14 protein-coding genes are annotated in these 16,714 nt (G+C 39.9%); 7 read left to right on the top strand and 7 right to left on the bottom strand.

Features of this window, described 5'->3' with window-relative positions:
- Positions 1–61 precede the first annotated feature (61 nt).
- The 6 genes from L1271_RS17275 to mtnA form a co-directional block, all read right to left on the bottom strand.
- Positions 62–1,672 carry a serine hydrolase gene (locus tag L1271_RS17275; protein WP_235368371.1) on the bottom strand — a complete coding sequence of 537 codons (1,611 nt, stop codon included), beginning with the start codon at positions 1,670–1,672 and terminating at the stop codon, positions 62–64.
- Between the two features lie 42 nt (positions 1,673–1,714).
- On the bottom strand, positions 1,715–2,143 hold the full coding sequence (locus L1271_RS17270) for a GNAT family N-acetyltransferase (RefSeq protein ID WP_010606869.1): 429 nt from the start codon (positions 2,141–2,143) through the stop codon (positions 1,715–1,717).
- A gap of 164 nt (positions 2,144–2,307) precedes the next feature.
- The gene (locus L1271_RS17265) at positions 2,308–3,801 is read right to left on the bottom strand and encodes a M61 family metallopeptidase (protein WP_235368370.1); all 1,494 of its coding nucleotides are present in this window, start codon (positions 3,799–3,801) and stop codon (positions 2,308–2,310) included.
- A gap of 171 nt (positions 3,802–3,972) precedes the next feature.
- Complete coding sequence (locus tag L1271_RS17260) at positions 3,973–5,028, bottom strand: helix-turn-helix transcriptional regulator (protein ID WP_235368369.1); 1,056 nt, start codon at positions 5,026–5,028, stop codon at positions 3,973–3,975.
- Positions 5,029–5,305: 277 nt separating this feature from the next.
- Complete coding sequence (locus tag L1271_RS17255) at positions 5,306–7,249, bottom strand: alpha/beta hydrolase family protein (protein WP_010606872.1); 1,944 nt, start codon at positions 7,247–7,249, stop codon at positions 5,306–5,308.
- 102 nt (positions 7,250–7,351) lie between these two features.
- Positions 7,352–8,374 carry an S-methyl-5-thioribose-1-phosphate isomerase gene (gene mtnA, locus L1271_RS17250; protein ID WP_235368368.1) on the bottom strand — a complete coding sequence of 341 codons (1,023 nt, stop codon included), beginning with the start codon at positions 8,372–8,374 and terminating at the stop codon, positions 7,352–7,354.
- Between the two features lie 120 nt (positions 8,375–8,494).
- On the opposite strand from mtnA, the gene mtnK reads away from it, so the two are divergent.
- Positions 8,495–9,697: an S-methyl-5-thioribose kinase gene (mtnK, locus tag L1271_RS17245; RefSeq protein ID WP_235368367.1), complete on the top strand. Its 1,203-nt coding sequence runs from the start codon at positions 8,495–8,497 to the stop codon at positions 9,695–9,697.
- A 75-nt stretch (positions 9,698–9,772) separates the two neighbouring features.
- On the opposite strand, the gene L1271_RS17240 is transcribed toward mtnK, so the two are convergent.
- The gene (locus L1271_RS17240) at positions 9,773–11,554 is read right to left on the bottom strand and encodes a DUF885 domain-containing protein (protein ID WP_010606875.1); all 1,782 of its coding nucleotides are present in this window, start codon (positions 11,552–11,554) and stop codon (positions 9,773–9,775) included.
- Between the two features lie 384 nt (positions 11,555–11,938).
- Between L1271_RS17240 and L1271_RS17235 the strand changes: the two genes are divergently transcribed.
- The 6 genes from L1271_RS17235 (at position 11,939) to tatB (ending at position 16,658) form a co-directional block, all read left to right on the top strand.
- On the top strand, positions 11,939–12,940 hold the full coding sequence (locus L1271_RS17235; RefSeq protein ID WP_235368366.1) for a GGDEF domain-containing protein: 1,002 nt from the start codon (positions 11,939–11,941) through the stop codon (positions 12,938–12,940).
- A gap of 118 nt (positions 12,941–13,058) precedes the next feature.
- Positions 13,059–13,814, top strand: coding sequence for a bifunctional demethylmenaquinone methyltransferase/2-methoxy-6-polyprenyl-1,4-benzoquinol methylase UbiE (gene ubiE / locus L1271_RS17230; RefSeq protein ID WP_010376465.1), 756 nt, complete (start codon positions 13,059–13,061; stop codon positions 13,812–13,814).
- Between the two features lie 8 nt (positions 13,815–13,822).
- Positions 13,823–14,437, top strand: a complete 615-nt coding sequence (locus tag L1271_RS17225) for a ubiquinone biosynthesis accessory factor UbiJ (protein WP_211867284.1) — start codon at positions 13,823–13,825, stop codon at positions 14,435–14,437.
- Position 14,438: 1 nt separating this feature from the next.
- Complete coding sequence (gene ubiB / locus L1271_RS17220; RefSeq protein ID WP_235368365.1) at positions 14,439–16,043, top strand: ubiquinone biosynthesis regulatory protein kinase UbiB; 1,605 nt, start codon at positions 14,439–14,441, stop codon at positions 16,041–16,043.
- Between the two features lie 60 nt (positions 16,044–16,103).
- Positions 16,104–16,340 carry a Sec-independent protein translocase subunit TatA gene (gene tatA / locus L1271_RS17215; protein ID WP_010376470.1) on the top strand — a complete coding sequence of 79 codons (237 nt, stop codon included), beginning with the start codon at positions 16,104–16,106 and terminating at the stop codon, positions 16,338–16,340.
- 6 nt (positions 16,341–16,346) lie between these two features.
- Positions 16,347–16,658, top strand: a complete 312-nt coding sequence (gene tatB / locus L1271_RS17210; RefSeq protein WP_010606879.1) for a Sec-independent protein translocase protein TatB — start codon at positions 16,347–16,349, stop codon at positions 16,656–16,658.
- The last annotated feature ends 56 nt before the right edge of the window (positions 16,659–16,714 follow it).

Below are 16,714 nucleotides of genomic sequence, written 5' to 3'. Positions count from 1 at the left end.
CGAAACCACAAAAATCAAAATTAACACACCACCAACTAAAAATATAAAAACAAAGTTAAAATCACACCTTACCTTTATACAACCTTAAATAAAATACAAATAGTATCAAAATCATTAAACCAGGGAAAAAATACTGCTTTAATAAGATTTTCTGATAAAGCTCTTTTGCTTTCTTGTTATTAACCTCAATAGATAAGGCTTTTTGTAGGTTTTCTTTTGCACCTTCTTTATTACCTCTTTCAATCTGTATTTTGGCCAGGTTTACATAAGGTATTGGCGAGTTAGGGTTCATCTTAATGGCTTTTTCAACCCAGCTTTCCGCGATTAATAAATCATCATATTTAGCAGCTATTGCTGCTTGTATAAAAAACAACTTAGGTGTTTTAATGTCAATTAGCTCACCAACATCATTTACTTCAATTTCTAGTGGCTCATGGAGATCAGAAATAATAAAGCGATTATTATTCAAGTAACTAAGTTCAAATTTTCCCGTTCCCCAATCAACAAATAAAGTCTCATTCTTGAAGTTGATGCTAACTAAAAGCCCATTATCTAAAGCAATGCTTGCATTATTAAATCGATATAGTTCAGGGATCTGTTTTTTATCAGCCTCTTGTTGTGTTTCAGTAATCAAACTCGGTTTCGAATGCTGTTGACCCTTCGAAATAGAAATAATGCCGCTGAGCATTTTATGAATTGACTTGGCAGAAACCGTGTGTTCCAAATATGTATCAGTACGTAAAACCACCACCATATCTAGAGAAGGGTAAACAGCTAAAGTATGCCCTCCATTCCCTCTGGCACTAAAACTACCATCTTCTTCAACCCACCACATAAGGCCGAAATAAGGAGGGTATTTATCACCCATATTCGTGTTGCTTATAGCGCTAGTGCTTTTAACAATCCACTCATGAGGAATCAACTGTTTGCCATTCCAAACCCCACCTCTAGCATATAATAAACCAAACCTAGCTAAGTCGCGGGATGACATCCTAATCTGAAAAGCTGAATGTTCAGACTCAGCCTTTACATAATATCCGTCTGTAACTCGGTAATCTTGCATCTGTAAAGGGGCTGCCAATTGAGTTGCAATTGACCCAAGAATTTCCTCTCCAGTAATTTTCGAAAACAGAGTACCTGCAACATTAAAATCCCAATTGTTATACCACCAATACTTGCTTGGCTTATAACTACCTCTAGCTGGCTTGTTTAATCTCATTTCATTATTTTCGGCGGCTGCAGGAAGGTAGACTCCAGACCGAGACGATATAACATCAAAAACCTTTGCTGATAGTTCTTGATCAGTCAGCAATGAGTTATCATTGCAGTTTAGATCTGCAAGGCTTGCTTGAAAGTTGATAGAACTAGAGTGAATCCCATATAGTGCACTCAATAAGCTCTTTCTAATCGAATGTATAGGAAACCTTCGGTCATTCTCCCCCCAATCTATAGCAATGGCGCCATCTTTAACTACTAAAAGCGCTGAGAAGGACTTCTTATTGTAAAACTTTTTAATTTTATCTAATCGCTCTGAAGTAAAGCCAGCCTGTTCTGGAGATTTGTAATGAAGCCAAGTAACAGCTGGGTATATTTCAGCAGCAAACAAATAACTTGAAACAAAAAAGCTAATAAAAACAAAACCAAAAAAATTAAATATTTTAGTTTCAAACATTGCACAAGCCATCATTAAAGCCCCAAATAAAAAACACTTTTATTATAAAAACTTGCACATACCAAAACCTAACTGACTACCATCTCTTTCTAAATATCCATATTTTTTGTAGAATGTCTCTTTACCATTTGCGGAAAAAAGTCCTACTGTAGCTCCAGCGTTTGCATTTTCTGATAAATACACCTCAATTTTTTCCATTAATAAATTTCCAACTCCCATACTTTGATATTTAGGGTCGACAATTACGTCTTGAATGTAATAAAACATAGCTCCATCACCAATCACTCTTCCCATTCCTATAAGCTTTGAATCTAATCTTGCAACGACATGAAACAAGGTGTTTGCCAATGCTTTTGAAGCTGTCTTTGTATCTTGTTTTTCCCAACCTACGATACATCGTAAATCAATAAACTCCTTTACTTTTGGCGCGTTATGTTGGATTTTCACATCTAAAATCGATCTTTCTTTCATAAAAATATAATCGCTCACTTAATTTTATAAAACCAAACACAAAAGCAGAATTTTAAATTCATGACGAGCCACCTACTTCACTTAAAAAGGACTAACACATTTAAAAATCAACTTATCTCAACACCACACTAAGAATAAAAATTATAAATTCAACAAAGTTAGATCTATAAACTACTTCCTTTCCCTAAAACAAATTCTTCCCATAACAATTTCTGACTTTTAGTAGCTAAGCTATCTCTGAGCAGTTTCCTACCATTATATTTCAGCCCCATTAATTTCGCGGCGTCATAAAATGGAATAACATTAGGAACTGTTACATAATCCTTAAACTCTAAGGCTATTGATTCTCCATATAATTTACTTGCTGATTTATATAGCTCATTCAAATTCATCTCTTTTCCACCTCTTGGATAGTTTTGTAGTAAATATCTCCACAGCTCATCTAAATTTCGTCTCCCTTCACTTTTGGCTCGGATTTTGAAATCAAGAGTAAGAGCTGCAATCATGCCTCCCCAATAAACAGTGGTAGATTTATCAGACTTATCAGCACCAGCACTAATCAGAGTTAACTTTCCATCGGCTTCAGCTTCATATTCTTTCATTCTATATAAAATACCATCTAAAAATTCATACTCATTTTTTATACCTATTCTTAATAGTGCAAGTTGAGAAGCATACTCAGCTCCAAACCCCTCATTAAACCATTCATATAATGCGGACTTATCACCTTTATCATCAACTTCTAACTGATTGAATGCGAAACCGTGAAACAGCTCATGAGCAACTAGCCGTGAAATACCCAAGGGGATTTTGCTACTTTTATCTAAAAGTTTTTTGTCAGCTGGACCTACCGATATTGATATTGCTTTGCCCATGACTTCCCCTCCTCCATCATTACGATCTGAAACTATAAGAACCATTCTAGATTTTAAAGGTGATTGATATTGAGCTCCGTAATATTGAAAAAATTGGTCAACTTTCTGATTTATATCGTCAACCATTTTACGAGTATATTCACCTGAAAAAGCCGTTCTTAGTTGTACATTTCCTACTTTAAAAGAACCTTGAGTATGCTCACCCGCAAAGAATGCTGAGTTTTGCAGATCACTCGTCCCCTCCACGTAGAATTCAGTTGTACTATCATTAACGCTTTCCCAAGGAGTAGTAATGGCCCAAGAATTGGGGGTCTCAAATTTTATATTTACTTCTTTACTTGGCTTCCCTGCAATAAATAGAGCACGTCCAGCCCACATTACACCATCTTCTGTTGCATAAGCAGCTCCATTATCACCAAATTTTATCTTAGGAATTACTGTGTCGTGTCCTAAAACGACATCATATGACAAAGTAATCTTTCCATTTTCGTATCCAATTAGTTCCCATTTACTATTTTCAACCTCAGAAATCTCAATAGTTTCTCCATCTGAATTTAATACTGTGAGGTTTCTTACAAATCCTCCCCAGCCATTTTTCAAACCATGAACATTTTGCTCATTCATGGAAATAACATGACCATGTGGGAAAAGAACTGCTTTAACTTTCGCTATTCTGGGGTTGTTCTTAGTGATAAAAACAGTGTAATGATCAGCTAATGCTGGAGGTGAGAAAAGCAAGGAGTAAAAAGCAAAGGAAAGTGTAACGGCTATAGTTTTGAACATATAAAACCTACAAAATAGTGTTTATCTTACGACTAGCATTGAAGCAGCCTTCAATTAGCATTGGAGACGGCTGGTGCACTTGGTAGTCAAATCGAATTTACAACACTATCCGTTTTTTAATTAGTTCTGTCTTCCCAAATCATGATTTGGGACTAAATAGGACCGGTTAACTCACTGTTTTTGTGAACTTCGGTATTTACTAGGAGTCATTCCTACCGTAGATTTGAATGTACTATAGAAAACAGATTTTGAGTTAAAACCAGAATCAAAAGCTATTTCTAAGATACTTTTGTGAGATTCTTGTGGCAGAACAATTTGTTTCTTAACTTCATTGACTCTCATGTTGTTAATGAATTCACAAAAGTTATAACCTGTGGCAAAATTTATAGACCAAGAAACGTCTTTCAACTTAAAACCTGTTTCATTCGCAACTTCTATTAGTGATAACCTTGGCTTTTTATAAAGCTCTTTTTCTAATACTACTTTTGTAATATCTTCACATAATTGTTGTGCTAATTTTAAGTTAGATTGTTGTTCACATTCTAAAACTTTCACCTTCAAGTCTTCATAGGGAACCATATCATCAAATAGCTCAGGTTGATGAGCAGTTTTAACTACTAGAAAACACATCAAAAGCAGCGCCACCAATACATCAATAAAATACCAACCAGCCTTTATCTCAATGGCGTTAAATGGCTGCAAATTTAACCTTAAAAGATCTACTAGAGCAAAGATAAAGAAAACATAAATTATCTTGTTAACCCAATCTAACTTTAATGACAGTGCGTCAGAGCGGACGGCCATTGATATGGAGTGATATCGCTTTATTAGCTTTAAAGAAGCAATTAAGTAGGTAATTTGACTAAATGTAGCAATCAAAATAATAAGCTGGACATGTTGCGTGAAGGGTAATGCTAAAATTGCAGGTGCCACATGCAGAAACTTTAATTTAGAAGCTATAGGCTTTTCATTAATTATCCATCTAACTAAAAAGTAGACTATTGGCCCTTTAATTAGTGTAAAAATGGGAGTTACCATATACCCATCTTGACCTCGTGTTTCTTCATATAAATTAAATATCATTAAGATAGAATAATATATGAAAAGAAATAAGACGCCTCGATATCTATCCATTTTCCAGACTAAAATCACTCCTAACACCGAAACCACTGTAAAAACTATTTGCAAGATGTTTACTGGCTGCAACTGAACGGTTTGTGAAAACATCGATTCCCTTATTAATTTATATAATCGGTAGTGCCTATTGCGCTCTATTACAAGAAAATTAATCTGCATCGTGAGCATTTGAAGCTGTCATAATGAATGGCTAAGCTTTGGATAAAGCATAACCGATTATGTGTGATTTCACCTAGCATGTGGCGTGATTTTGAACTGTTCTTGAATTTAAAAAGCTTTGCTCAGTTCGAATAAGATAAGTATTGAAGGTGTTAGTTGAGAAATATGATAGCCAGCATCAATTGCTGGCTATTATTGTACTTTATTACTATAACTGCATGGGCTTTTCTAAGAATGCCAGCACTTTCTTAAAGTATTTCAGACGATGTTCCGGTTTATAGAAACCATGCCCTTCATCTTCAAGTAAGTAATACTGATAAGGCTTATCAGCCTTTTTCAGTGCATCAATTAAAGATTCCGCTTGTTCAATTGGCGCTCTTTGGTCCTCACCACCATGTACGATAAGGACTGGAACCTTAAGCTTCTCGACATTATAGCTTGGAGAAAATTCCTTTAACTGCTTTTCATCGGTGCCAAGTACACGTTCTAAATATGCGACCCCTGAACTACGCTGAGCAATATCACCTTCTTCAAACATCAGTGGTAAATCATATACGCCAACCACACCTACAGCACATTGGAATAAGTCTGGTTCTAATATTGCGCTTTGCAGTGCCGAATAACCACCGAAGCTCGCTCCCATAATACAAATCCGATTTTTATCAGCGATACCTTTAGAGATTAAGTCACGGGTTCCATCAATGATGTCATATTGAATTTCTTTGCCCCACTTTCTATAGCCAAGTTCTTCAAATGCATCTCCATAACCACCTGACCCTCGAAAGTTAATTTGTAATACAGCCATACCTCTGCTCGCGAGCATTTGCACTTCAGGGTCAAACTGCCAATAATCTCTTGGTCCGTGAGGTCCACCATGCGGCATAACAATCAAAGGAAGGTTTTTCTTTTCTTTACCTTGTGGTGTGGTGAGGTACCCGTGAATAGTAATTCCATCACGTCCTTTAAAACTGATGGCTTCCATCGTTGACATACTATTAGGATCAATCCAACTACGGTTTGCGACTAATAACCCAAGTTGATTTTTTTTGCTATCAAATAGATAGTAATTTCCAGGATTAATATCACTACCAGCAAAAACGATAACTCTGCTGCCATCTCGAGTACCACTTACTATGCGGATCTGATTCCCCGGTATTGAAGCTATAAGCGACTTTAGTCGTTGGCTCCATATTGAATCTTGATCTACGAACGCATACGTCGGATAATCCGGATCGAGCTCAATTGCGAAAGGAGTTTGATTAACCGGATCACGCCATATTTTAGATGGATCAACTAATTTGTCTTGGAAAAAATGCTTGAGCTTGCCAGTTTCCAGTGTCAGTTGATAAACCCCTCGCGGCTCTCCTGCTTTTGCAGCGGATAGATACGCCAATTTACCCGATTCATCAAAACCATGTAGCCAATAGTCATCAAGATCTTGTGCTAGTGTTAACTCTTTCCAGTCACTATCTTTTGTATTTTTTATAAATACAGATGTGTTACCATTATCATCAGTCGAAGCAACAGCTCTCACCTCCCCTTGATGATCTGTCAAAAAACGCCCCATCCTACGCGGAGATATAGAGACTTTTCGTCTAACACCTGAATGAACGTTGACTTCGTATACCACAGTTACTGGCTCCTTAGAGCCTGACCACGGATAAGTCACGATCAGCATTTTATCTTCATCATTGACCAAAGGGTCAAGGATGTAGGAAGTGCCATACAGAGGTGTCGCTTTTTTCAGTCGTGATCCGGTTTGAATTTCACCTTGATATCCAACTAAGTATCTCCCTCGGCTACCGTCAACATTTACACCAAATAATTCGCCATGATACTCAGGGTGATCTCGCCACCCTCGGATATACTCTTTCTCAAGTACTACACGGTTGTCGTTAACCCACTCATAACGACCAACTTGGGCATTACCGTTGAATCTCACGGCATGAATAACCTTAAATCCATCAAGCTCTAGAAAACCCAAGATACTTTTTCCTTCAGCTTTAGTGATAAAGCCTAGGTATTCACCGTTTGGTGATATTTTTACACTTGAAAACTCACTACCTTTGCTAAACGCCTCCAACGGTATGTCTTGCTGAGCAAACACAGCTGTCGCCATCAAGGAAAGAATTAAAATAAGTAACTTTTTCATCCTGTTATAACTTCTCCATTATTATTAAAAATAGTCATCACTTTAATGGGTACATTGTAACAAGAGTTTAGTAACTTAGGTAGTTGTATAATTTACAAATGTTTAACTTTGTAAAAATTCTCCCTTGGCAACATCCTCAGCCGTAAATAATCCAGTATCCAACACCCACCCAGTGATCAAACTCGCTGGTGTAACATCGAATGCAGGGTTATATACCTCAGCATTGTTGGGTGCCCATTGGCAATCACCAAAGCTGCCACTGACACCAGTTACTTCGCTTTTGGCACGTTGTTCAATTGGAATGGCTGCGCCATTTGGACAGCTGCTATCTAATGTTGTGATCGGAGCAACCACATAAAAAGGAATATTATGGAAATGGGCTAACACTGCTAGATTATAAGTGCCGACTTTATTCGCAAAATCACCGTTTGCCGCAATCCTATCTGCCCCCACAAAGATTTTATCGACTTTACCCGCCGCCATTAAACTCGCAGCCATATTGTCACAGATTAGCGTGTATGGGATTTGCCATGCATCTAGTTCAAACGCGGTGAGCCTACCACCTTGTAACAGTGGCCTAGTTTCATCAACCCAAACATGAATGTCACCATGTTGTTTTGCAGCATGATGAATTACGCCAAGTGCGGTGCCTACACCTGCCGTTGCCAGCGCGCCAGTATTGCAGTGGGTAAGAATATTGTCTCCCGCATTCACAAGCTCTGCACCTATGTTTGCCATACGCTCGCATAGCGCAGTGTCTTCTTCAAATAACTGTTCAGCGGTTGTGATCACTTGTTGTTGCCAATCATTCGCTTGTAACGCTTCACGCAATCTCGCCATGCAGTGCATTAAATTCACCGCTGTAGGACGCGTTGCTTCTAGTTCATCTATCGAACGAGCAATTGTGTTTTTGTCTTCTCCCTGTTCGGCAAGATAACCAATTAACAAACTTGCCGCTAAACCAATAAGCGGAGCGCCGCGAACCTTAAGTGTCAGAATTAGCTCGCTCATCGTCGCAACGTCGCGGCATTCATGCCACACCTGTTGATGTGGCAGTAAGTATTGATCCAATACCTGTACCACGCCCGATTCGAATCTAAGACTACGTGCAATTAAGGTTTTCATGACATCCCGCTCTTTCAAAGTGTACTAATGATATTTTACATCAAGATCTAAAGAAGTATAGACATCTAAACATTCAAAAATATAGAATGCTAATAGCAAATATCCACAAGGTGCAGAAACATGTCGAGCTACATTGAATTTGATGCAGAGAAAGTTATTGATTACATTACTAATTTAGGAAGCTTCTTTGATAAAGATGCAACCTTATCTTGTTATGAGTTTGGTGATGGCAATCTGAATTTGGTTTTCCGCGTGCAAGATACGCAAGAAAATAGCATCATCGTCAAGCAAGCTTTGCCTTACGCTCGATGTGTGGGTGAGAGCTGGCCACTGACGTTAGACAGAGCCAGAATTGAAGCTAGTGTGTTACAACGCCATGGTGAGATCTGCCCAGATATCACAGCAAAAGTGCTGCACCACAATACAGAGCTTGCGGTAACTGTGTTGGAAGATCTTGGTCATCTACGCATTTTGCGCGGTGAATTAAACCAAGCGAACACCTTTGCAAGACTCAGCAAAGACGTCGCAAATTACCTAGCAAAAACCAGCTTTTATCACTCAAGTTTTTACTTAACACCGAGTGAAAAGAAAGCCCTAGTCACCGAGTTTACTAATCCTGAGCTGTGCGCAATCACTGAAGATTTGTTCTTCGACGACCCATACCGCGATGCTGAAAGAAACAACTTTCCAGCCGCATTGCAATCGTCTGTGGAAATGCTAAGAAACAATAAGACGTTATTAGTTGAAGTGGCAAAGCTCAAAGCCCAGTTTCTCAATGCACCAGAAGCCTTGCTCCACGGTGATATCCATACTGGTAGTATTTTCGTCGATGCCAAGCACACTAAGCTAATCGATCCAGAGTTTGGCTTTTTTGGCCCCATTGGCTTTGATTTAGGCTCATTTATCGGCAATTTATTGCTCAACTACTGTGCCCAACATGCTCGCATTAACGCTCTGCCAAAACGTCGAAATATGCAAGTGTATTTACTCGATAGTATCGCCACCACCCTATCTAACTTCTATGTAACTTGGCTTGAACTAGCAAAAACACAAACACGCGACCTGTCATTGCAAGCAGATGGCTACGCGGAATACTTCCTCACTAAGGTATTGCAAGACGCGGTTGGTTATTGTGGGTGTGAATTGATCCGCCGCACCATTGGTCTCGCACATGTTGCGGACATAGATGCGATTGAAGATGAAGATGCACGCTTAGCGGTACAACAGCGAGCACTGCACTTAGGTGAACAGCTCATCATTAATGCCAATAAATGCCGAACGACTGATGATGTGTATCAGCTAATTATTAGTTTTGTAAACTAAACTAGCTTAGGCTAATAAAATGATAAAAGCCCAAGGTTACTACTTTGGGCTTTTTTATTAAATGGATAATCTCGATTACTTACGTGCTTGATTCATCGTGGTTTCAATATATTTGTCGATTTGGTCTTCAAGCACAAACAATGGTACAGAACCATGACGTAAGATTTGATGGTGGAACTCACGGATATCAAACTGATCGCCCAGTGCTTTTTCTGCTTTGCGACGTAGCCGCTTAATGGTTAGTTCACCAATTTTGTATGACAGCGCTTGAGCCGGCCAAGAGATATAACGATCAGTCTCCGTTTTAACATTATGTAAGGACAATGCAGTGTTGTCTTTCATAAAGTTCATCGCTCGCTCGCGGCTCCAACCAAACATATGCATGCCAGTGTCTACAACCAAACGAGCCGCTCGCCACATCTCGTAGGTTAAGCGACCAAAATCACTGTAAGGATCTTGATAAAACCCGGCTTCGATACCCAAAAACTCAGAATATAGCCCCCATCCCTCACCAAAAGCAGAAATATATTCGTTACGACGATATTCCGGTAGATAATCAAGCTCGGCATTCAAGGAGATCTGCAAATGGTGACCAGGCACGGCCTCATGTAGAGTCAATGCTTCTAATACATACAACGGGCGCTTATCCAGAGCGTAGGTATTTACCCAATAGTAGCCTGCATCAGTATCACTGCGTGCACCAGAGTAACGCCCGGTTGTATATTTAGGTGCAATGCTCGCAGGCACTGGAGCGACACCGTATGGCTTTCTTGGTAATGTATGGAATAGCTTAGGTAGCTGGGCATCCATCTTCTTTGCTATATATGCAGCTTCTTTAAGCAACGCTTCGGGGGTTTTAGCATAAAACTGTGGATCGGTTCTTAAGAACTGCACAAAGTCGGCAAAAGATCCCTTAAAGCCTACTTTTTTAATGATTTTTTCCATTTCTGCACGGATCCGAGCCACTTCTTTAAGACCAAGCTCGTGGATCTCTTTTGGCGTCATATTCGTGGTGGTGTAGTATTTAGCACGATTCGCATAAAACGCTTCACCATTTGGTGTCGAAGAAATTCCAATTTCAGTTCTAGCCGCAGGACGATACTCATTGACAAAGAAATTAAGGTAATTTTGATATGCAGCGATCACATCACCTTGAATAATCTTTTTGGCACGCTGTTGCAGCGCTTTAAATTCAGCATCAGGTAAACCCGCTTGGTTTTGTGTAAACGGGCCATAAAACTCAGATTTTGTCACATCATCAACGATATAGGCTTCGATAGAACTTTCATAACCTTCAAGCACAGCTTTCGGCTGAGTCAGACCAATCGCCATACCTTCTTTCATCCAGTCGATATTTTGCTTGAAATAACGAGGAACTTGCTGCAAACGTGCTAAATATAGCTCGTAACCAGCACGTTTTTTAAAATCATGACTCGAGATCATAAAAGACAGACCGGAATGAAAACCATATTCTGAGGTGAGCGGCATATAGTGACTATGAAAACGATATTCATCGACGCTATTCTGCACTTGTGCACGCAAAATAGTGAGATTGATTTGATTTTCCTCACTTAGCGCTGAAGTGTCGATATTGTCGAGCTGAGCCAAGAACTGTAGACGCTGCTGATTTGTGGTCGCCAACTTTTCTGCACTGAGGTTTGGTAGCAGAAACTCTACTTTTGTATCACTGCGACCATAGGCATTGTTATCACTTCTAAATTTCATAACGCTGCCAGCTATTTGAGTAAACTCAGCGTTATTGTCACTTCCGGTAATAGCACAACCTGATAAGGCGACGGTTAAATAAACGGCGACGCTTGAACGCTTAGTCCACAGCTTTAATTTTGGTGATAACACGCTGACTTCCTCGATACTTTGTTGTTACTCAGCTCGCGATAAAATAGCCAAAAAATAATGATTATCCATCGCTCTGAGCTTTGTTATGGTGAAATGAACTTTCTGCTAGTCAAAGTAGGAGAGTCCCGTAACAGATGCAACTTAATTCGACAGAATCACGAATATCTCAGATCGAATACAATTTACTCAACCTAGTAAAAATTGATGAGAAAATCAGCAATTCAACAAAAAAATGTAAATTTTCTATTTCAAAGACAAATTTTTTACTTTTAAATTCGGACGATACAGATTAATGTAGGTCTAGTGCAATTAGGACAAGAGTTACACCGATGGAGTTGGTGGTAGTTCATTAACGTTTGATAATTAATTGTTGTGGTAAATGAAATGATGTTCCATGATCCCATGGCTGTTGCCCAAGAAAAAATGACACAGGTGTGCCTGTTTTTAGAGCAACATCATTTGCCGCCCACGCCTTTAAATTATCAGGTTGCTTATACCCATATTAGCGCCACGAACAAAGATCTCGACTGTGCCATCAACAAAGCCATCAAAGCGCACACAAAAATAGACTGTGTATTCATTGAGCAACTCTACTATCAGTTTCTAAATCAGGGACAAAAAACACAATCTGAATTGCTTGAAGGTGTTGATTCTTTGGTGACTGAATTACACGAAAATGCAGAAACCTCTCAAAAGCAGGTTATTCGCTTTGCCCAACAAGTCAGTCAATGTGTGCATAATTTAGATGAACACAACATTCAAAAGAGTAAGCGCGCACTATCAACACTCACCAAACAAACTGAGCTATTGCTAAAACAGCACAAACAATTTAAACAAGCGTTAATAAAATCGCGTTTAGATTATGAACGTAATCAAAAGTTACTACTCGACTTACGTAAACAACACTTGTTAGACTCACAAACGGGTCTTTATAAGCGTCACTATCTTCATCAAAAAGTGTCCCTATGGCAATCGCAGCAAAAATCCGTCTGTGCGCTTTCTATACAAGTTGATAACCTTGACGAGTTTTCAACACGGTTTGGTGATGTTGTGGGTGAAGTTGTGCTTAATCGTATCGCCAATAATATCAAACGTTATGTCGTTGAAAGCGGCTTACCTGGTCGCACAGGAAAAAAAGAATTCACGGTTATCCTTGCCGATGTAGATTTAGATACCGCGAGTGTTATCGCGGAAAAAGTGCGTAAAGGTGTTGAGCGATTAAAGTTTGTCAGCGCGAAAGGGAAAATTCCATTACCTAATGTGTCTCTGGCCCTTGGGATAGCCCAACTTGCACCAGAGCAAGACTTTAATATGTTGGCAAAACGCGCAGGTTACGCTGCACAGAAAGCACATTCTCTCGGCCAACACTGTTATATTAGTCACTGATCCGCAATATCCTCTTTTGTTTGCATTTTCAACAATACAATACGGATAAGAAATTGCACCTACGGCTACCAATCAAGTACACTAGCAAGCATAGTTGCAGAGTAATGATGGAACCCACATGAAAGAGTCACAAGACAATACTACCCACTTTGGATACAAAACAGTCGAGACCGACAAAAAAGCCTCTATGGTTGCAGACGTATTTCATTCTGTAGCTGCAAAATACGACATCATGAATGATCTGATGTCATTCGGTATCCATCGTTTGTGGAAGCGTCAAACTATTGCCTGCTCAGGTGTACGCGCTGGTCACAAAGTACTTGATCTTGCTGGCGGTACGGGTGATTTAACCGCAAGATTTAGCGAATTAGTTGGTGATAAAGGACAAGTTGTTTTAGGTGATATTAACGACTCAATGCTTAAAGTAGGCCGCGAAAAATTACGCGATTCGGGACTTGTTGGCAATATTGAATACGTTCAAATGAACGCAGAAATGCTACCATTTGACGATAATACTTTTGATGTCATCACTATTGCCTTTGGTTTACGTAACGTAACTGATAAAGATAAAGCATTGCGCTCAATGTACAGAGTACTAAAGCCAGGTGGACGCTTACTGGTACTTGAATTTTCAAAGACAGATAATGAAGCGCTGGCAAAGCTGTATGATATGTATTCATTTACACTATTACCTGCAATGGGCAAATTAGTTGCAAATGACAGTGAGTCTTATCGCTACCTTGCAGAATCTATTCGCATGCACCCAGATCAAGAAACGCTAAAATCCATGATGGATGAAGCCGGTTTTGAACAAACTGACTACCAAAATATGACCGGAGGCATCGTCGCCCTTCATCGCGGCTTTAAATTCTAGGAGTTGCTGTGTTAGCTTCATTACTTGGCGCCGTACTTGAGACGGCTTTAAACAAAGGTCTTAAACTCTCACCTGAGCTAAAGCATGTGCTAAGTAAAGGCCAACACAAAGTGCTCAGTGTTGATATTCGAGATCAAAATACTTGTTTAGCTATTACTTACACAGGCATTAACATTCACGTTTTATGTCCTTTTGATGGCGAAGCCGATTGTTCAATTAGTGCCGATTTACCAACCTTGCTTGAGCTCAAAGATCCAAGCCAACTCACTGCGCTTATCCGTCAAGATAAGCTCGATCTTGAAGGGGATTTGGCGCTCGCACAACTATATAGTAATGCATTAGCAACACTTGATATTGATTGGGCGGAACACCTCGCCAAATATGTTGGTGATGGGCCCGCACAAGTTGCCGTAGATACCTTTCATAAGTTAGCGCATCGCGCAAAGCAAGATGGACAGGTAGCCAAAGCAACACTAACTGGGTTATTTCAAGATGAGTTGAAGGTTGCGCCTCACCCGCTCGAGTTTCAACAGTTTAAGCAGCAAGTGAGAACATTAAACAATCAAGTCGAAAGCTTAAATCAACGCCTCAGCGCATTACTTCAGCAGAACAAAGGAAATTAGGTTGTCTTTACTTCGCTTGCATCAGATCACCAAAACATTTTTAACCTATGGTTTAGACGAAATCGTCCCTGCGCATAAGCAGCCTTGGTATGGTAAACTCGCTCGAGCGAGTTTGTTTTGGCTGCGCAACAAACATAAAGACAAACCAATAGGCACTCGTCTGCGCCTGGCGCTACAAACATTGGGGCCGGTATGGATCAAGTTCGGCCAGATGCTTTCGACCCGTCGAGATTTACTGCCACCAGACATTGCCGAAGAACTTGCATTTTTGCAGGATCAAGTTCAACCATTTGACCCCGCGATGGCACAACAGCTCATTGAACAAGCGCTAGAAATCGACGATATTCATGAATACTTTGCTGAATTTGAATCAAAACCGCTGGCTTCAGCCTCGATAGCGCAAGTGCATGCTGCCAAGCTACAACACAAAGAAGATCTGAAGGATGTCGTGATCAAAGTTATTCGTCCCGATATCGAAAAACAAATCCATGCCGATCTCTCTTTAATGGAGCGTTTCGCTAAAATCGTTGTCAATTTACTCAGCGAAGGAAAACGTCTGCGCCCAGTGGAAGTTGTTAGGGAATACAAAAAAACCTTACTCGACGAGCTAGACTTGATGCGAGAAGGCGCGAACGCAATTCAACTCAGACGCAACTTTGAAGACTCAGATTCACTGTATATCCCTGAGGTATATAGTGATTATTCACGTAAAAACGTGCTGGTGATGGAACGCATCTACGGTATTCCGGTTTCAGACACCGAAGCCTTGTTAGCGCAAGGCACCAATATGAAATTGCTGGCCGAGCGCGGCGTGGAAGTCTTTTTCACACAGGTCTTCCGTGACAGTTTTTTCCATGCAGATATGCATCCTGGCAATATTTTTGTCGCTCGTGAAAATCCTCATAACCCTAAGTACATTGGCATAGATTGCGGCATAGTCGGCACCTTAAACCGTGAAGATAAAAGGTATTTGGCCGAAAACTTTATCGCCTTTTTTAATCGTGATTATCGTCAGGTGGCACAGCTTCATGTGGACTCTGGCTGGGTTCCTGCAGATACCTGCGTAGAAGAGTTTGAGTTTGCCATTCGCACCGTATGCGAACCTATTTTTAACAAGCCGCTTGCAGAAATCTCTTTTGGCCATGTGCTAGTGAATTTGTTTAACACGGCAAGGCGCTTCAACATGGAAGTGCAACCACAATTAGTATTATTGCAAAAAACCCTGCTGTATGTAGAAGGTCTAGGGCGTCAGCTTTATCCGCAGTTAGATCTGTGGAAAACAGCAAAACCATTTTTAGAGCATTGGGTACAAGAGCAAGTAGGCCCTTTCGCGGTGGCGAAAAAGCTATATGTAAACTTACCATTTTGGGCTGAAAAAATGCCTGAACTGCCAGATTTGATTTATCAAAATCTCAAGCGCCGCCCACCTCCACCTGTCACACAAAAAGCTGATACTGCTACAAAGCCGCTGTTGTTAGGCTTAGCAGCGAGTAGTTTTGCAATAATATCGGGATTGAGCTTTATTTTTGACAAACCTGTCGCAAGTAGCCTACTTGCGATTATTGCCGTGCTAGTATTTATTGGCGCATGGCGTAAAACAGGGTGATTTTTTGCTCGCTAGGCGTATAATCATTATTCATAAGCAGTAAGTATCAATGGAGTTATTATGGGATTCGGTGGGATCAGTATTTGGCAATTACTTATTATTTTAGCCATCATTGTTTTGTTATTTGGAACTAAAAAACTACGCGGTATTGGTAGTGATTTAGGCGGTGCAGTTAAAGGCTTTAAAAAGGCGGTATCGGATGAGCAAACTGCGACCGACTCTGAGCCAGAAAAGTTAAAAAATACAACAACTGAGCAAGCACAACCTGTATCAGAGAAAGAAAAAGATAAGGTGTAATTCAACATGGGTATGTGGGAGTTAGTGGTCGTTCTTATCGTCGGTCTAATTGTACTTGGCCCTGAACGTCTTCCCGTTGCAATCCGCACCGTAGCGAGATGGATAAAAACGGTAAAGTCTGTCGCTAATTCAGTCAAAGCTGAAGTAAGTGAAGAGTTACGCGTTCACGAGCTACATAATAATTTAAAGAAAGCGGAACAACAGGGAATGCAAGATTTGGCCCCCGAACTCAAGCAATCCGTTCAAGAATTACAGGAAGCGGCTGAATCAGTCAGACATTCTTATAAATCAACCGAAAATAATAAAAATAAAGACTAATCAATCTACCAGTTAGATAGTTAGAATGGGTTCTAGTTTTGGATATTTAGACATCC

The organism is Pseudoalteromonas sp. OF5H-5, assembly GCF_021530695.1.
GTDB lineage: Bacteria > Pseudomonadota > Gammaproteobacteria > Enterobacterales > Alteromonadaceae > Pseudoalteromonas.
This window is presented reverse-complemented; position numbering and strand designations above follow the sequence as displayed.

What these genes read in the sequence shown, in the direction of transcription:
- mtnK (WP_235368367.1), top strand. Translation starts at nt 8,495, where the DNA reads ATGTCGAGCTACATTGAATTTGATGCAGAGAAAGTTATTGATTACATT.
- tatB (WP_010606879.1), top strand. Translation starts at nt 16,347, where the DNA reads ATGGGTATGTGGGAGTTAGTGGTCGTTCTTATCGTCGGTCTAATTGTA.
- L1271_RS17270 (WP_010606869.1), bottom strand. Translation starts at nt 2,143, where the DNA reads ATGAAAGAAAGATCGATTTTAGATGTGAAAATCCAACATAACGCGCCA.
- L1271_RS17235 (WP_235368366.1), top strand. Translation starts at nt 11,939, where the DNA reads ATGATGTTCCATGATCCCATGGCTGTTGCCCAAGAAAAAATGACACAG.
- L1271_RS17265 (WP_235368370.1), bottom strand. Translation starts at nt 3,801, where the DNA reads ATGTTCAAAACTATAGCCGTTACACTTTCCTTTGCTTTTTACTCCTTG.
- tatA (WP_010376470.1), top strand. Translation starts at nt 16,104, where the DNA reads ATGGGATTCGGTGGGATCAGTATTTGGCAATTACTTATTATTTTAGCC.
- mtnA (WP_235368368.1), bottom strand. Translation starts at nt 8,374, where the DNA reads ATGAAAACCTTAATTGCACGTAGTCTTAGATTCGAATCGGGCGTGGTA.
- L1271_RS17275 (WP_235368371.1), bottom strand. Translation starts at nt 1,672, where the DNA reads ATGTTTGAAACTAAAATATTTAATTTTTTTGGTTTTGTTTTTATTAGC.
- ubiE (WP_010376465.1), top strand. Translation starts at nt 13,059, where the DNA reads ATGAAAGAGTCACAAGACAATACTACCCACTTTGGATACAAAACAGTC.
- L1271_RS17260 (WP_235368369.1), bottom strand. Translation starts at nt 5,028, where the DNA reads ATGTTTTCACAAACCGTTCAGTTGCAGCCAGTAAACATCTTGCAAATA.
- L1271_RS17255 (WP_010606872.1), bottom strand. Translation starts at nt 7,249, where the DNA reads ATGAAAAAGTTACTTATTTTAATTCTTTCCTTGATGGCGACAGCTGTG.